The sequence below is a fragment of the Streptomyces sp. NPDC026589 genome (assembly GCF_040638385.1).
Taxonomy (GTDB): Bacteria; Actinomycetota; Actinomycetes; order Streptomycetales; family Streptomycetaceae; genus Streptomyces.
Window position 1 is genome coordinate 460,085 of record NZ_JBEZYG010000003.1, and the last position, 15,752, is coordinate 475,836.

At 73.5% G+C, this 15,752-nt stretch carries 17 protein-coding genes; 8 read left to right on the forward strand and 9 right to left on the reverse strand.

Annotation, left to right across the window (positions count from 1 at the left end; all coding sequences use genetic code 11):
• The first annotated feature begins 47 nt into the window (after positions 1-47).
• Complete coding sequence (locus AB0F29_RS08005) at positions 48-461, forward strand: VOC family protein (protein WP_361868644.1); 414 nt, start codon at positions 48-50, stop codon at positions 459-461.
• A gap of 58 nt (positions 462-519) precedes the next feature.
• Here AB0F29_RS08005 and AB0F29_RS08010 read toward each other — a convergent pair whose 3' ends face one another.
• From AB0F29_RS08010 to nirB, 3 genes are all read right to left on the reverse strand, one after another.
• Entirely contained in the window at positions 520-1,686 is a 1,167-nt protein-coding gene (locus AB0F29_RS08010; RefSeq protein WP_361868646.1) for an alkaline phosphatase PhoX, read from the reverse strand.
• Positions 1,687-1,853: 167 nt separating this feature from the next.
• Positions 1,854-2,213, reverse strand: a complete 360-nt coding sequence (gene nirD / locus AB0F29_RS08015) for a nitrite reductase small subunit NirD (protein ID WP_361868648.1) — start codon at positions 2,211-2,213, stop codon at positions 1,854-1,856.
• Positions 2,213-4,840: a nitrite reductase large subunit NirB gene (nirB, locus tag AB0F29_RS08020; protein ID WP_361868651.1), complete on the reverse strand. Its 2,628-nt coding sequence runs from the start codon at positions 4,838-4,840 to the stop codon at positions 2,213-2,215. Before nirB ends, nirD begins: the two co-directional genes overlap by 1 nt.
• Before the next feature lie 260 nt (positions 4,841-5,100).
• Between nirB and AB0F29_RS08025 the strand changes: the two genes are divergently transcribed.
• Positions 5,101-5,892, forward strand: a complete 792-nt coding sequence (locus AB0F29_RS08025) for a TSUP family transporter (RefSeq protein WP_361868654.1) — start codon at positions 5,101-5,103, stop codon at positions 5,890-5,892.
• A 15-nt stretch (positions 5,893-5,907) separates the two neighbouring features.
• Here the strand turns inward: AB0F29_RS08025 and AB0F29_RS08030 are convergent, their stop codons facing one another.
• The 4 genes from AB0F29_RS08030 to AB0F29_RS08045 all read right to left on the reverse strand — a co-directional run bounded on the left by AB0F29_RS08030 (position 5,908) and on the right by AB0F29_RS08045 (position 8,987).
• Entirely contained in the window at positions 5,908-6,540 is a 633-nt protein-coding gene (locus AB0F29_RS08030) for a class F sortase (protein WP_361868657.1), read from the reverse strand.
• An 82-nt stretch (positions 6,541-6,622) separates the two neighbouring features.
• Entirely contained in the window at positions 6,623-7,168 is a 546-nt protein-coding gene (locus AB0F29_RS08035) for a hypothetical protein (RefSeq protein ID WP_265601757.1), read from the reverse strand.
• 487 nt (positions 7,169-7,655) lie between these two features.
• On the reverse strand, positions 7,656-8,117 hold the full coding sequence (locus AB0F29_RS08040) for a DUF5990 family protein (RefSeq protein ID WP_361868660.1): 462 nt from the start codon (positions 8,115-8,117) through the stop codon (positions 7,656-7,658).
• A gap of 57 nt (positions 8,118-8,174) precedes the next feature.
• Positions 8,175-8,987, reverse strand: a complete 813-nt coding sequence (locus tag AB0F29_RS08045) for an aminotransferase class IV family protein (protein WP_361868662.1) — start codon at positions 8,985-8,987, stop codon at positions 8,175-8,177.
• Between the two features lie 96 nt (positions 8,988-9,083).
• Here AB0F29_RS08045 and AB0F29_RS08050 point away from each other — a divergent pair, with 96 nt between their 5' ends.
• The 3 genes from AB0F29_RS08050 to AB0F29_RS08060 all read left to right on the forward strand — a co-directional run bounded on the left by AB0F29_RS08050 (position 9,084) and on the right by AB0F29_RS08060 (position 10,677).
• Positions 9,084-9,719: an NAD(P)H-dependent oxidoreductase gene (locus AB0F29_RS08050; RefSeq protein ID WP_361868665.1), complete on the forward strand. Its 636-nt coding sequence runs from the start codon at positions 9,084-9,086 to the stop codon at positions 9,717-9,719.
• Positions 9,720-9,790: 71 nt separating this feature from the next.
• On the forward strand, positions 9,791-10,132 hold the full coding sequence (cutA, locus tag AB0F29_RS08055; RefSeq protein WP_361868667.1) for a divalent-cation tolerance protein CutA: 342 nt from the start codon (positions 9,791-9,793) through the stop codon (positions 10,130-10,132).
• A gap of 8 nt (positions 10,133-10,140) precedes the next feature.
• The gene (locus AB0F29_RS08060) at positions 10,141-10,677 is read left to right on the forward strand and encodes a gamma-glutamylcyclotransferase family protein (protein ID WP_361868669.1); all 537 of its coding nucleotides are present in this window, start codon (positions 10,141-10,143) and stop codon (positions 10,675-10,677) included.
• A gap of 88 nt (positions 10,678-10,765) precedes the next feature.
• On the opposite strand, the gene AB0F29_RS08065 is transcribed toward AB0F29_RS08060, so the two are convergent.
• Positions 10,766-11,476, reverse strand: coding sequence for an ElyC/SanA/YdcF family protein (locus tag AB0F29_RS08065; protein WP_361868737.1), 711 nt, complete (start codon positions 11,474-11,476; stop codon positions 10,766-10,768).
• 359 nt (positions 11,477-11,835) lie between these two features.
• Between AB0F29_RS08065 and AB0F29_RS08070 the strand changes: the two genes are divergently transcribed.
• The 3 genes from AB0F29_RS08070 to AB0F29_RS08080 all read left to right on the forward strand — a co-directional run bounded on the left by AB0F29_RS08070 (position 11,836) and on the right by AB0F29_RS08080 (position 15,639).
• Positions 11,836-12,774, forward strand: coding sequence for a sirohydrochlorin chelatase (locus tag AB0F29_RS08070; protein ID WP_361868672.1), 939 nt, complete (start codon positions 11,836-11,838; stop codon positions 12,772-12,774).
• A gap of 53 nt (positions 12,775-12,827) precedes the next feature.
• Positions 12,828-14,243 (forward strand): deoxyguanosinetriphosphate triphosphohydrolase, encoded by a 1,416-nt coding sequence (locus AB0F29_RS08075; RefSeq protein WP_361868673.1) that lies wholly within the window; start codon positions 12,828-12,830, stop codon positions 14,241-14,243.
• Positions 14,244-14,379: 136 nt separating this feature from the next.
• Positions 14,380-15,639, forward strand: a complete 1,260-nt coding sequence (locus tag AB0F29_RS08080) for an FAD-dependent oxidoreductase (RefSeq protein ID WP_361868676.1) — start codon at positions 14,380-14,382, stop codon at positions 15,637-15,639.
• Here the strand turns inward: AB0F29_RS08080 and AB0F29_RS08085 are convergent.
• The coding region (locus AB0F29_RS08085) for a hypothetical protein (protein ID WP_361868679.1) at positions 15,545-15,752 on the reverse strand (208 nt) is incomplete at its 5' end. The two genes, AB0F29_RS08080 and AB0F29_RS08085, sit on opposite strands and share 95 nt — an antisense overlap.

The window sequence follows — 15,752 nt, forward strand, 5'->3', positions numbered from 1 at the left end:
GACGGACCACCGCGGGCGCCCACGGGACAGAGGAAGAGGAAACGACCATGGCTCAGATGATCTTCGTGAACCTGCCGGTGAAGGACCTGGAGACGACCAAGGGCTTCTTCGAGAAGCTCGGCTACGGCTTCAACCCGGCGTTCAGCGACGACAAGACGGCCTGTCTGGTCATCAGCGACACCATCTTCGCCATGCTGATGACGGAACCGCGCTTCAAGGACTTCACCAAGAAGGATGTCGCCGACGCCTCGAAGACCACCGAGGTCATCCTGGCCCTGAGCTGCGACAGCCGCGAGGAGGTCGACCGGCTGGCGGACGCCGCCCTGGCCTCCGGCGGCTCCCCGGCGGGCGAGACGCAGGACCTCGGCTTCATGTACGGCCGCTCCTTCCAGGACCCCGACCACCACATCTGGGAGGTCATCTGGATGGACCCGGCCGCCGCCGCCGGGGACCAGGGCTGAGCCGCGGGACGTGCGCCGGGCCAGGGGGGCGGGCGCCGGCGCACGTGGGGAGCCCGCGTCAGCTGCGGAAGGGCCCCTTCACCTCGTACGTGATGCCCCCGGAGGAGCTGCCGCTCGTCCCGCGCTGCGAGGAGAAGTAGAGCCGGCCGCCGTCCGGCGAGAACGCGGGCCCGGTGATCTCCGAACCGGACTGGCCGGTGATCCGGAGGAACGGGGCCACCGTGTCGTCCGGCGTGATCAGGCAGATCTCCATGTTCCCGCCGTCCTCCGCGATGTAGAGGTCCCCGGACCCGGACCGCGTGACGTTGTCCACGCCGGTCAGCGGGACCGAGCCGCCCGTCACCAGCGAGTCGTCGTACGCGAGCGAGATCGACGACGTGTTCGCTTCGTACGCCCACACCCGGTTGTCGCCCTTGGTGGTGAACCAGCAGGTGCCCGCCGCGTAGAAGCAGCCCTCGCCGCCGTTGAACACCTTCGCCCCGGACACCTGGTGCCGGGTCTGGGTGGAGGAGCCGGCCGGATCCGGCACGTTCGCCCAGGTCACCGGTCCGGAGGTGGCCGTGCCCGCGACCAGCACCTGGAGGGTGCCGCTCGACAGGTTCCCCCAGGTCGTGGGCCGGAAGCGGTAGAAGCGGCCGTCGCTCTCGTCCTCGGTGAGATAGACGTACCCGTGGTCCGGGTCGGCGGCGGCGGCCTCGTGCTTGAAGCGGCCCATCGCCGGACGCCGCACCGCCGCGTTCACGCCCCAGGGGTCGGTCTCGTACACATACCCGCGGGTGACCTCCTCGCAGGAGAGCCACGTCTTCCACGGGGTGGCGCCGCCCGCGCAGTTGTTGTTCGTATTGGCCAGGATCCGGTACGCGGACGTCACCGTCCCCGAGGAGTCGAACCTCACCGCGCTCGCCCCGCCCCCGCTGCTCGGGGACACCTCGGCGTTGGAGACGTAGATCCACCCCGAGCCGTCGGCGTACGTCGCCCCGCCGTCGGGCGCGCTGTGCCAGCGGTAGGAGGTGCCGGGCACGGTCTGCCCGGAACGAGCGACGATGCGGCTGGTGAAGCCGGCGGGCAGCTGGATGCCGTTGCCGTTGGCCGCCTGGAGCGCGCCGTACGGGCCGGGGGCGGGCTGGGCCGGGTCGGCGAAGGCGGCGCCCCGCCACAGCGTGCCGCCGAAGGCCGCCGCCGAGCTGCCGATCACCGCGGTGCGCAAGAAGGTCCGACGTTCCACGATCACTCCACGCATGAGTGTGGGCCCGCCGCCCCGGACGGACCGGCGGGTCGCGCGTCAGGACTGTAGGAGACGTGAGTTGACGGAGCGTCACGCGCGAGTGAACGGTCGGCGGCGGAGTTGCGCAGGCCGCGACCCGCGACCCGGCAGTCCCCGGCGCCGGTCGGTCAGTCCGCCCGTACGGGGAAGACCGGCACCGCCGCCCCCTCGTCGTCCAGACACGCGCCCGTCGCCAGGTCGAAGCGCTGCTTCAGCAGCGGCGAGGCCACGAACGCCCGCCCGCCCGCCGAGCCGAGCAGGCCGCGCGAGAGGACGTACGCCCCGGTGAAAGGGTCCCGGTTGCCGATCGCGTACACCCGGCCGGCCCGGTCCATGAAGACGGCCGCCTGGTCCCCGTCCGGCAGCAGCACCGCCACTCCCCGCCCGGGGACCAGCAGGGCCCGGTCGCAGACCGTCAGCCAGTCCTTCCCGTGGGCGAGCCGGACGCATCCGGTGTCCCGCGCTGTCGTGATCGTCGCGGTGGTCATCAGGAGGCGGTCCCTTCGAGGGTGCGGACGGCGAGCACGGGCCCCGCGAGCAGCTCCAGATCCGGCTTGATCTGGTCCCGCTCCGGAACGAACCTCACCGAGGGGTCGGGGGCGTCGGGGGCGTTGACGAAGGTGACGAAGCGCCGCAGCCGGTCCGGGTCGTTGATGGTCTCGGCCCACTCGTCGCGGTAGCCGGCGACATGGTCGGCCATCATCCGCTCCAACTCCTCGCAGAGCCCCAGCGAGTCGTGGACCACCACGTCCCGGACGTGCTCCAGGCCGCCGTCGATCCGCTCCAGCCAGGCCGAGGTGCGCTCCAGACGGTCGGCGGTACGGATGTAGAACATCAGGAAACGGTCGATCAGCCGCACCAGTTCGGCGTCGGAGAGGTCCTGGGCCAGCAGGTCGGCGTGGCGCGGGGTGGCCCCGCCGTTGCCGCCGACATAGAGATTCCAGCCCTGGGCGGTGGCGATGATCCCGAAGTCCTTGCCCCGGGCCTCCGCGCACTCGCGGGCGCACCCGGAGACCGCCGACTTCAGCTTGTGCGGGGAGCGCAGGCCCCGGTAGCGCAGCTCCAGGTCGATCGCCATCCGCACGGAGTCCTGCACGCCGTAGCGGCACCAGGTCTGCCCCACACAGGACTTCACCGTGCGCAGCGACTTCCCGTACGCGTGCCCGGACTCGAAGCCCGCGTCCACCAGCCGCGTCCAGATCAGCGGCAGCTGGTCGACCCGGGCGCCGAAGAGGTCGATGCGCTGGCCGCCGGTGATCTTCGTGTAGAGGCCGAAGTCGCGGGCCACCTCGCCGATGACGATGAGCTTCTCCGGGGTGATCTCACCGCCGGGGATGCGCGGCACGATCGAATACGACCCGTTGCGCTGGAGGTTGGCCAGAAAGTGGTCGTTGGTGTCCTGGAGCGCCGCCTGCTCGCCGTCCAGTACATAGCCGCTGGCGCCCACGGTCGGCGCGAGCGAGGCGATGACCGAGCCGACCGTCGGCTTGCAGACCTCGCAGCCGTCCCCGCCCCGCGCCTCCTCGCGGCCGTGCGAGTCGAGCAAGGAGGCGAAGGAGATGACCTCCAGGGTGCGGACGATCTCGTACAGCTCGCTGCGGCTGTACGGGAAGCAGCCGCACAGCCCCGCGTCCGCCGGCGGCGGCATCAGCTGACCGATCACCTTCAGGCAACTGCCGCATCCCGTACCGGCCTTGGTGCACTTCTTCACCTCGGGCAGCGTGGTGTGCCCGCAGATCGCGCCCTTGGTCACGTTGTGGCAGGAGCAGATCACCGCCTCGTCCGGCAGCGCGGAGGGGCCGAGCGCCACCGGGCCGCCCGCCCCGGCCGGCAGCACCAGCTGCTCGGGGGCGACCGGCAGCACCGTGCCCGTCATCGGCCGCAGCGTGCCGTACTGATCCGCGTCCCCGACCAGCACCCCGCCCAGCAGCGTCCCGTCCCGCCCGATCACCAGCTTCTTGTAGACCCCCGCCCGGGCGTCGGAGTACACGACGTCGAGCGCACCGTCGGCCGCCCCGTGCGCGTCGCCGAACGAGGCCACGTCCACGCCGAGCAGCTTCAGCTTCGTCGACAGGTCCGCCCCCGTGAACGCGGACCGGCCGCCCGCGATCACCTCGGCCGCCGCCTGCGCCATCTCGTAGCCCGGCGCCACCAGCCCGTACACCCGGCCGTCGGCGGCCAGCGCGCACTCGCCGATCGCGAACACCGCCGGGTCCGACGTCCGGCACTCCTCGTCCACGACGATCCCGCCGCGTTCCCCGACGGCCAGACCGCACTCCCGGGCCAGCTGGTCCCGGGGCCGCACCCCCGCCGAGAAGACCACCAGATCGACGTCGAGCGAGGAGCCGTCGGAGAGGGCCATCCCGCTCACCGCACCGTCCGCGCCCGCCAGCACCTCCCGCGTACCCACCCCCGTGTGCACGGCGAGGCCCATGTCCACAATCGTGCGCAGCAGCGCCGCGCCCCCGCCCTCGTCCACCTGGACCGGCATCAGCCGGGGCGCGAACTCCACCACATGGGTGGACAGCCCGAGCCCCTTCAGCGCCCCGGCCGCCTCCAGACCGAGCAGCCCCCCGCCCACCACCGCGCCGGTGGCCGCGCCCTTCGCGTACTCCTCGATCGCGAGCAGGTCCTCGATGGTCCGGTACACGAAGCAGCCCCGGGCGTCCTTCCCCGGCACCGGCGGCACGAAGGGGTACGAGCCCGTCGCCAGCACCAGCGTGTCGTACGGGAACACCGCGCCGGACCGCGCGGTCACCGTCCGCCCCGCCCGGTCGACGCCCGTCGCCGGGTCGCCGACGTACAGCTCGATGCCGTGCCGGTCCATGAAGTCCGCCTCCACCAGGGAGAGGTCCTCGGGGCTCCGCCCGTCGAAGTACGAGGTGAGCCGCACCCGGTCGTAGGCGGGCCGGGGCTCCTCGCAGAGCACGACGACCCGGGCGGCGCCGGCCGCCGGGGTCAGCCCGCGGTCGGCGAGTGCCTCCAGGAACCGCTGACCGACCATGCCGTGCCCGACGACCACGATCGTCGGAACGGCGCTGTGCGCCAGGGCGTTCGGGGTGGTCTCCAGGGCGGCGGCGGTGGTGGCGCTCGGGTCGAAGATGGGCTCCGGCATCTCAGTGGCCTCCGTCGGTTGTCCTCATGCCCCGAGCGTGGGCGGGAGGTGTTACCCGGCCGCATCCCGCCTGTTTCCCGGGCGGAACCTTGCGCTCAGCGACGGTGCCGGGGCCCTGTGAGGGGCCGAGGGCCTTCCGTTCGGCCGGATCGTGCCGGATCGGGCCGGATCAGGCCGGATCGGATCGGGCCGGATCAGGCCGGATCCGAACGGAAGGCCCTCGGCGAAGAGCCCCGGCGACAGGCGTCTAATGTCGGGTCGTGCCTGACATAACCCTGACCACCCTGGTGCTCCTCTGCCTCGCCGCGGCCGCCGCGGGGTGGATCGACGCGGTGGTGGGCGGCGGCGGACTGCTGCTCCTGCCCGCGCTGCTGCTCGGCCTGCCGAACGTCCCGGCGGCCCAGGTGCTCGGCACCAACAAGGCCGTCGCGATCGTGGGCACCTCCGGCGCCGCGGTGACGTTCCTGCGCCGAGCCCCGGTACGGGTGGGGCTGGCGGTGCGGGTCGGGCTGATGGCGCTCGCCGGGTCGATGACCGGGGCGTTCTTCGCCGCCGGGATCAGCAGCGAGGTGCTCCGACCGGTGATCATGGTCGTGCTGCTGGGGGTCGCGGCCTTCGTGCTGCTGCGTCCGTCCTTCGGCACTGCCGCGGCGGGCGACGGCACGGACCGCCCGGTCGCCCGGGGGCGGATCGTCACGGCGATCGTGCTGGTCGGCGGCGGCATCGGCTTCTACGACGGGCTGTTCGGACCGGGCACCGGCACCTTCCTGGTGCTGGCCCTGAGCGCCGTGCTCCACCTGGACCTGCTGACCGCGTCGGCCACCGCGAAGATCGTCAACGTGTGCACCAACGCGGGGGCGCTGGCGATGTTCGCGTACCAGGGCACCGTGCTGTGGCAGCTCGCGGCCGTGATGGCGGTCTTCAACCTGGCGGGCGGGATGATCGGGGCCCGGATGGCGCTGAGCCGGGGCAGCGGCTTCGTCCGGGCGGTGCTGCTGACCGTGGTGTTCTCGCTGGTCGCCAAGTTGGGCTTCGACCAGTGGAACGCGTGAGAACGGCCGGGGTTCTCAGCGCACCTCGGTGAGGTGCGCGTACGCCACCACATTGCCCTGGTAGCCGGTCTCCTTCGAGAAGCCGCCGCCGCAGGTGATCAGCCGGAGCGACGCGTGCGGCGAGTCGCCGTAGACGCGCTGGTCGGGGAAGTCGTCGTTGTCGTAGACCTCGATGGCGTCGATCGAGAACACGGCCGTGCGCCCGTCCTCGCGGACCACCTCGACCGCGGTCCCCTTGGTCAGGGCCCCCAGGGCGTAGAAGACGGACGGGCCGTCCGCGTTGTCCACGTGCCCCGCGACGATCGCGGTGCCCCGCGCGCCGGGCGGGGCGCCGCCCTCGTACCAGCCCGCGAGATTGCGGTCCTCGTCCGGCGGTACGTCGAGGCTGCCGTCGGCGGCCAGCCCCAGCCGCGTCATCGGCGCGTCCACCTCGATGCTCGGGATGCGGATGCGGACCGGCTCGGAGGGGTTCATCGGTTCGGCGACCGGGGAGCCGGGCTGGAGCTGGGGCCCGGCGGCGAAGGCCTGGGCGCTGGAGGGCTGCGGCGGGATCAGCTGGCCGCCGGGGCCGTTCTGGACGAGCCAGATGCCGCACAGCACGGCGATGCCCACCAGCCAGCCCTTGGCCTTCTGCGCGCTCGGTGACACGGCGTCGTCCTCGGTCGGTGGTCCGGGGCGGACGGGGCGCGCTCGGGGACGCGCCCCGCCCGGTCAGGGGGGAAGCGGGGGTTCAGCTTCCTTCGGCGCCCTCCGTGCGGCGGCGCAGCAGCCACAGCCCGCCCACGGCGGCCAGGCCGATCACGCCGACGCCGAGAGCGACCTGCGTGGAGTTCGGTTCGACGCTGCCGCCGACCCCGGTCCGCACATGGCCGGACGGGCGGTCGTGGATGGGCTTCTCGTGCTTGCCGCCGCCGATCACTTCCAGATCACCGACCGCGTCCTTGCCGTTGTCGCAGGAGACGATGATCTCGTAGGTGCCGGGTCGGGTGTCGTGCGGCACGGTGAACTTGCCGACCACGACCTCCTTGTGGGTGCCGGGGCGCATCTCGAAGTCCCCGGCGTCCAGGGAGTTCGCGTCGCCGATGCCCGAGCCCTTCTTGCCGCAGGCGGTGGTGTTCACGGTGACGGTGGCACCGGGTGCCGCGGTCGACGGGGTGATCTCCAGACGGCCAAAGTCGCCCGCGTACGCGGACGGAGCGGCGGCGGTGAGACCGAACGCGATGACGGTGAACGCGGCACCGACGGTGCCGGTCACGAGGCGGGCAGGACTGCGCATGGGGATCCTCCGGGCAGAACGGCGCGAGCGGGTGTGTCCTGTCCCCGAGCCAACGGGGGCGGGGCCCGCCACGCCTTCTGACGCGGGGTCAGCTTTCACCCGTACGGACCGGCGCGGCACCCTTGCCGGAATGGATCACCGCAGGTCGTGGCGGTGCGGCTGGGCCGTTCGGTCCGTGCTGCCGGTCCGGGTGCCGATCGGGTGAGGCGGGCGACGGTGTGTGACACAGGTCACATGTATGACCTCGCGGGCCCCGGGCACACGCATGACACCCCCCACGGGACGGATTCCCCGCCCCCACGGCACCCGCCCCCTCCGGTCCACCCCCCCTGGACCGGAGGGGGCGGTGTCGGATCCGCCTCCGGCCGCTCCCGCCCCGGCCCCCGGTTCCTGGCCGCTCCCGCTCCCGCCCCCGGCACCCGCCCCCTCGGGCTCCGCCCCGCGCCCCCCTCCAGGCTCCTCGGGCTCCGCCCGCCCCTCCCGGCTCTTAGGTCCCGTCCGTGGCGCTCCAGATGATCTGGGGCGGGCGCACCCGGGCGCACAGTGGCTGCCCCTTGGCGTCGGTCAGCCCGAGCTGCCCGGTGAGGTGTCCGGAGCGCGCGGCGGCTTCGAGGACGTCCGGGGCGATGTCGTCGAACATCAGCTTGGCGCGCCGGAACATGGTGAAGACCCCGGCGTCGTCCACCGTGCCCCACGACAGATAGACGAACCGCCCGCCCAGCCGGTTCTGGACGTACGGCCCCGATACCTCGACCCCGTCCGCCGTCGCGGTGGCCGTGCAGTCGAGCACCCACGAGGCGGAGGGGGCGTCCCCGGGGTGCGGGTCGAGCAGTTCGCCCGGCCGGTCCTTGCGCTGGACGCCGACGTGGATGTTCGCGTACCCGGGAAAGTCGCTGTCCGGTCCGCAGTCGCGGCCGGGGAGGGCCGATGCCTCGATATGGATCTGCATGCCCCCATGGTCCGGCACGGCCGGGGCGGGCGCCCCCACCCTCCCGTGCGGGGTGTCTCACACGGCGTCCTCCGGGGCGCCGTCGTACACCGTGCCCAACTCCCTCATCAGCTCCTCGTCGATCGCGAACGCGGTGCCGTCGATCCGCCGCACCGGAGCGATGCCCTGCGAGTTGCAGACGAAGGCGGCCGGGAAGCGGCCCACCCCGTCCGGGCCCTCCAGGGTCACCGGGCGGCGCGCCGACGGCCGGCCGGCCCGCTCCAGTCCCCGCTCCAGCAGAGACATCGTGATGCCGGCGAGCGCCGGGGCGTCGGGCCACACCACCGAACTGCCGTCCCAGAATCCGACGTTGGTGATCGACCCCTCGGTCACCACCCCGCCCGGCGCGGTCAGCAGCGCCTCGTCGAACCCCGCCCGCCCCGCCAGGATCCCGTAGTACGTCTGCCCGAACTCGCCCGGCCGCTTGATGTGCGGGGCCGTGCGCGCGTACGGCACCGACATGAGGCTCCGCGCCCCGGCCGGCCCGGCGGCGGGCTCCCGGACCGTCACCATCAGGGTCGTGTGCGTCGCGCCGGGCGGCAGATAGCCGTGCACCCGCACCGAGGCGTCCCGCAGCCCCGCCCCGTCCAGGGCGTGCCGGATCAGCTCCCGCACCCGGTCGCCGTCCACCGGCAGGCCGAACAGCTCCCGGTTCGCGGCGTCCAGCCGGGCGAGATGCAGGCCGAGGCCGCGGACCCGGCCGTCCCGCACCTGCATGGCGGTGAAGTGGCCGTAGCCGTACAGGGTGGGGATCCGCAGGTCCTCCTCGGTGGCCGGGCGGCCGTCGAACTCGATGTACGGGAGGGGCGTGTTCGGCCGGTGCGTCGTCATGCGGCCACCGTAGGCGGGCCGTCCGGACCGGGACAGGCCAGGTCCCGGACGGGCGCGCTTGACCTCAACCATGGTTGAGGGAGAAAGCTCGACGCCATGGACACCACAGCCGTATCCACGTCACCCACGTCATCCACCGTGCCCGTCACCGAGCCCGCCCCCCTCCGAGTGACCGTCATCCTCGGCAGCAACCGCGACGGCCGCTTCGGTCCCGTCGTCGCCGACTGGTTCCTGGCCCGCGCGGCGAGCCACCCCGGCATCGAGACCGACCTGGTCGACGTCGCCGAGGCCGGCCTGCCGACCACGATCACCTTCAGCGCCGGGCCCGAGGAGGCGGAGCGGCTCGGCGCGGTCTCCGCCCGGCTCGCGGCAGCCGACGCCTTCGTCGTCCTCACCCCCGAGTACAACCACTCGTTCCCCGCACCGCTGAAAACGCTCATCGACTGGTACGGCGAGGAATGGCAGGCCAAGCCCGTCGCCTTCGTCAGTTACGGCGGCATCTCCGGCGGGCTGCGGGCCGTCGAACAGCTCCGGCAGGTCTTCGCCGAACTGCACACCGTCACCGTCCGCGACACCGTGTCCTTCCACAACGCCGGCGCCCTCTTCGACGACCAGGGACGCCATCTGGACCCGGAGCCCGCCGACGCGGCGGCCAAGACCCTGCTGGACCAGCTGGTGTGGTGGGGCACCGCCCTGCGCGACGCCCGGAACCTCCGTCCGTACGGCGCCTGACCCGTCGTGGGCCGACAATCGCAGGGAAGGCCCACGGGCGAAGAGCCCGCCGTACTCCGAGGAGACCGACGATGACAGCGCCGCCGGCATGGCTGACCGTACTGACCACGACCGACAGCGAGGACAAGGCCCACGCCCTGGCGCGGTCGGCGGTGGAGGCCAGGCTGGCGGCCTGCGCGCAGATCTCCGCACCCGTCACCTCCGTCTACCGGTGGCAGAACGCCATCGAGACGACCGAGGAGTGGCAGGTGCTCTTCAAGACGACGGCGGAACGCTATGACGAACTGGAGGAACACCTCCAGCGGGAGCACGACTACGAGACGCCGGAGATCATCGCCCTGCCGGTGATCCGGGGCAGTGCCCGCTACCTCGGCTGGGTGACGGCGGAGACGGCGCCCCCGGCAGCCCTGTGACGGCGGCCATGACCACGACCGCCCCCGGCCGCCCCGTCGCCGCCGAGCTGCCCTTCTTCGTGTACGGGACGCTGCTGCCGGGGGAACCCAACCACGACCTGTTCCTCCGGGGCCGCACGGCGGGGGAACGGCCGGCCGTGCTGCCCCGTGCCCTCCTCTACGAAGGCCCCGGCTACCCGTACGCGATCGAGGGCCACGGCCGCGTCCACGGCACCCTGCTCGTCGCCGCGCCCGGGGTGTACGGGGAACTGCTGGGGCTGCTGGACCACCTGGAGGAGTTCCTCGGCCCCGGCCACCCGCGCAACCTGTACGAACGCGTCGTCCGCGAGGTCGAGCTGCCGGCGCGGGGGGCGTTGGAGGCCGGGGGAGCCGGGGAGACCGGGGCGTCCGGGGAATCCGGGGCGTCCGAGGGATCCGAGGGATCCGGGGGATCCGTGCGGGCCTGGGTCTACCTCGCCGCGACCGCCGTCACCCGCTCGCTGCGGACCGGCGGCGTCCTCATCCCCGGGGGGCGGTGGACCCGTTCAAGCCCGTCCGGCGATTGAGGACGGAACCCTGGTGGTGGGGGGTGCTGGTGCCGGGTTCGTCCCGGGTTCGTCCCGGGCGACGGTTCCGCGCTTCGGACGGGCCCGTTCAGCGTGCCCCCGACGCCAGCGCTTCCGTCACGCCCCGCTCCTCCGGCCCCAGGAAACGCGGGTCGGGCCGGAGCAGGGCGTCCAGCGCGGCCTTGCCCGAGGCCGCCAGCTCCCGGGCGCCGCCGTAGTACCAGGTGGCGTCCCGCGGCTCGTCGACCCCGACGCCGTACGCGTCGATCCCGGCCGACCGGCACAGGGCGACCGCCCGGTGGATGTGGAAGCCCTGACTCACCAGCACCGCCCGGTCGACCCCGAAGATCTTCTTGGCCCGGACGCAGGAGTCCCAGGAGTCGAACCCGGCGTAGTCGCTCACGATCCGCTCGTCCGGCACCCCGAGCCCGGTGAGATACGTACGCATCGCGTCCGGCTCGTCGTACTCCACGCGGCTGTTGTCCCCGGTGACCAGGACGACCTTCACCTTCCCGGTGCGGTACAGCTCGGCCGCCGCGTCCAGCCGGTGCGCGAGGTACGGGGTCGGCCGGCCCTTCCACAGCCCGGCGCCGAACACCACGGCGACCTCCCGCGCCGGAGCCTCGGCCGTCGTGCCCACCCGGTCGCCGGCCTCCAGCCGCATCCAGGTCGCGGGCACCAGGGCCAGCACACAGGCGGCCACCAGCCCCTGCACCAGCCGCCGTTGCACCCGCCGGGTGCGGGGCAGCCGCAAGGCGAACCGCTCCGGCACCAGCGGGGCGACGGGCCGCGCCGACAGCCGCCGGGTGGACCGTACCGACAGCCGGAGCCCCTGCGGCCACCGCCCGCGCACCGACCGTCTCTCCCTCGCCGCCCCGCTCCCACCGTTCTTTCCGCGCACCAGAACCCCCTGTCGTCCCTCTGTCCGATCGCGTCCGTTCGCGCCGTCGCGCCGTCGCGCCACCTGCCCCCACCCCACCTGACGACCGGGATGCCGCAAAGGTTCGCCGGCCGCCCAGGTCTGTGGCGTCCGACACGGGCGGGGGAGCGGACCGAGCCCGCGTACGCACACCGCCCCCGCCCTCACCGTGAGGCGGCGGAAAACGGCTGTGACCCTTGCGCAACGACCTGGCAACCTTCGCCCGGCACTATCGGTCCATGACGGAGCAGCCCCCCGAACAGCCCCACCGGTCGCCCCCGCCGACCGACGGCGCCGCGCACCTCCCCACCCGCGTCACCGACCGGCTCGGCGCCCAGCGCGGCCTCGTCCCCCGGAACGGAACCCGCAGCCCCACGCACCGCACCGGGCAGCCCGACCGCCCCGCGGAGGAGCGGCGCGAAGCCCTTGCCCCGTCCCTGGTCGCCGTGGCGCACGGCAGCCGCGACCCGGAGGCCCTGCGCACCGTGCTGGCCCTCCTGGACCGGGTGCGCGACCTGCGCCCCGGCCTCGACGTCCGGCTCGGCCACATCGAGCTGAACCGGCCGCTGCTCCCGGACACCCTGGACGGCCTGCGCGGCGCCGACGCCGTCCTCGTACCGCTGCTCCTGGGACGCGGCCACCACGTCAAGCACGACCTGCCCGCCGGGGCGGCCGCCGCCCCGGGCGTACGCACCCGGATCGCCGCGCCGCTGGGCCCCCACCCCCTGCTCGTCGAGGCGCTGTACGGGCGGCTCGTCGAGGCCGGCTGGGACCCCGCCGACCAGGGGGGCCGCCACGCCGCCGTGGTCCTCGCCGCCGCCGGATCCCGCGACCCCGACTCCGCCCGGGACACCCGGTACACCGCCCGCGCGCTCACCGAACGCCTCGGCGTGCCCGTCGTCCCCGCGTACGCCTCCGCCGCCACGCCCACCGTCCCGGCCGCCCTGCGCGCCCTGGCCGCCCGGGGCCGCCACCGGACCTTCGTCGCCTCGTACTTCACCGCCCCCGGCCGCTTCGCGAGCGCCTGCGCCGACGCCGTACCGCACCGGGCGGCCGCCCCGCTCGGCGCCCACCCGACGCTGGCCCGCCTCGTACTGCACCGCTACGACCAGGCACGGGCCGCCTCAGCGGGCGCCCCGACCCCGGCCGACGCGGTGAGCCTGCTCGCTTCCGCCTGACACCCGGGCCCGCTCACGCCACGTTGTCCGTCCCGGTCGCTACTGTCGGAACCATGGACGGCACACAGGGCGCACACGGGGCAGACCGGACACACGGCACACAGAGCACACAGAGCGGACCGAGCGCACCGAGCACACAGAGCGGACTGAGCGCACCGAACACACCAAGCGCACCGAGCGGACGGGGGCCGAGCAGCCCCTACGGCTCCTCCGACACCGAGCGCTTCGACACCGAGGAGGACAAGCGCCCCGGCCGCACCGCCTTCCAGCGCGACCGCGCCCGGGTCCTGCACTCCGCCGCCCTGCGCCGGCTCGCCGGGAAGACCCAGGTCGTGACGCCCGGCACCCGCTCCCTCGTCTGGGACGCCAGCCCCCGCACCCGGCTCACCCACTCCCTGGAGTGCGCCCAGGTCGGCCGCGAGCTGGGCGCGGTCCTCGGCTGCGACCCCGACCTCGTGGAGACGGCCTGCCTCGCCCACGACCTGGGCCACCCGCCGTTCGGCCACAACGGCGAACAGGCGCTCAATGACTTCGCCTCCGACTGCGGCGGCTTCGAGGGCAACGCCCAGTCGCTGCGCCTGCTGACCCGCCTGGAACCCAAGCGCTTCGTCCGCGACCCGCGCACCGGAGACCTGGTCAGCGTCGGACTCAACCTCACCCGGGCCGCCCTGGACGCCGCCACCAAGTACCCCTGGCCACGCGGTGCGCACCCCACCGACCCGCACTCCGCCAAGTTCGGGGTGTACGCCGACGACGTCCCGGTCTTCGCCTGGGCCCGCGAGGGCGCCCCCGAGGACCGCACCTGCTTCGAGGCCCAGGTCATGGACTGGTCCGACGACGTGGCGTACAGCGTCCACGACTTCGAGGACGGGCTGCACGCCGGCCACATCGACCCCAACTGCCTCTACGCCGAGCCGGAGCGCCAGGAGATCTGGGCGGTCGCCATCGGCCGCTACGTCCCCGCCGGGACCGACCCGCAGGAGCTGTCCGAGGCCCTGGACCGGCTGATCGACCAGGACTGGTGGCCGCACGGCTACGACGGCTCCGCCGTGGCCCAGGCCCGCCTCAAGGACGCCACCAGCCAGCTCATCGGCCGCTTCTGCACGGAGGCCGAGACCGCCACCCGCGCGGTGTACGGCCCCGGCCGCCTGGGCCGGTACGGCGCCGAGCTGGTCGTCCCGCGCGCGGTGCGGCACGAGTGCGCGGTGCTCAAGGCGGTCGCCGACCGTTACGTCATGCAGCGCGCCGAGCAGGAGGCCATCCGCGCCGACCAACGCGTCGTGATCGCCGAGCTGGCCGCAGCCCTCACCGCCCGCGCCCCCGAAGGCCTGGAACCGCACTTCCGCGCCCTGTTCGACCAGGCGCCCGACGACCACGCCCGCAAGCGGGTCCTCGTCGACCAGATCGCCGCCCTCACCGACGCCTCCGCACGATCCCTGCACGCCGCGCTCACCGCCCGCCGTGGGTGACCGGCAGACTGGAAGGGGCCGGACATCTGACCACTGGGTGTGACCTGTCCGGGGCACACCCTCTTTCGCCATCACGCTGCGTGCGGGACGCTCGCAGCTGGGGGCGCCGCGCAGCACAGCACTGAGGAGGCATCAAGTGGTCGACGCACACCAGACGTTCGTCATCGTCGGAGCAGGACTCGCAGGGGCGAAGGCGGCCGAAACGCTGCGCGCCGAAGGGTTCACCGGCCGGGTGATCCTCATCGGCGACGAGCGCGACCACCCCTACGAACGACCGCCGCTCTCCAAGGGCTACCTGGACGGCAAGGCCGAACGCGACAGCGTCTTCACCCACGAACGCGCCTGGTACGCGGGCGCCGACATCGAACTGCACCTCGGCCAGCCGGTCACCGTGCTCGACCGGTACGCGAAGACCGTGCAGCTCGGCGACAACACCGTCATCCACTACGACAAGCTGCTCCTGGCCACCGGCTCCGAACCGCGCCGCCTGGACGTCCCCGGCACCGACCTGGCCGGCGTCCACCACCTGCGCCGCCTCGCCCACGCCGACCGGCTGCGCAACGTGCTCGCCGCCCTCGGCCGCGACAACGGCCACCTGGTCATCGCCGGAGCCGGCTGGATCGGCCTGGAGGTCGCCGCCGCCGCCCGCGGCTACGGGGCCGAGGTCACCGTCGTCGAGGCCGAGCCCACCCCGCTGCACCAGGTCATCGGCCCCGAGCTGGGCCAGATCTTCACCGAGCTGCACAGCGCGCACGGCGTCCGCTTCCACTTCGGGGCCCGCCTCACCGAGATCACCGGCCAGGACGGCATGGTGCTCGCCGCCCGCACCGACGACGGCGAGGAGCACCCCGCCCACGACGTGCTCGCCGCGATCGGCGCCGCCCCGCGCTCCGCCCTCGCCGAGGCCGCGGGCCTGGAGATGGCCGACCGCGCCCACGGCGGCGGCATCGCCGTGGACGCCTCCCTGCGCACCTCCGACCCGCACATCTACGCCGCCGGGGACGTCGCCGCCGCCGCCCACCCGCTGCTCGGCGTCCGGCTGCGCGTCGAGCACTGGGCGAACGCCCTGAACGGCGGACCGGCCGCCGCCCGCGCCATGCTCGGCCAGGACGTGAGTTACGACCGCGTCCCGTACTTCTTCTCCGACCAGTACGACCTCGGCCTCGAATACTCCGGCTGGGCCCCGCCAGGCTCCTACGACGAGGTGATCATCCGGGGCGACGCCGGGAAGCGGGAGTTCATCGCGTTCTGGCTGAAGGACCGCCGCGTCCTCGCCGGGATGAACGTCAACGTGTGGGATGTCACCGAGACGATCCAGGAGCTGATCCGGGACCGCCGGCAGCACGACCCGGAAGCCCTCGCCGACCCGTCGGTCCCGCTGGAGTCCCTGCTCTGAGGATCCCCGTCGGGGTGCGGGCCTCGGTCAGCCAGGTGACACCGCGGGCGACCGGGCGGGTGTCGCGACGGCCGGCGGCGAGGAGCGCGAGGAGCGCCCAGGCGGTCTGGGAG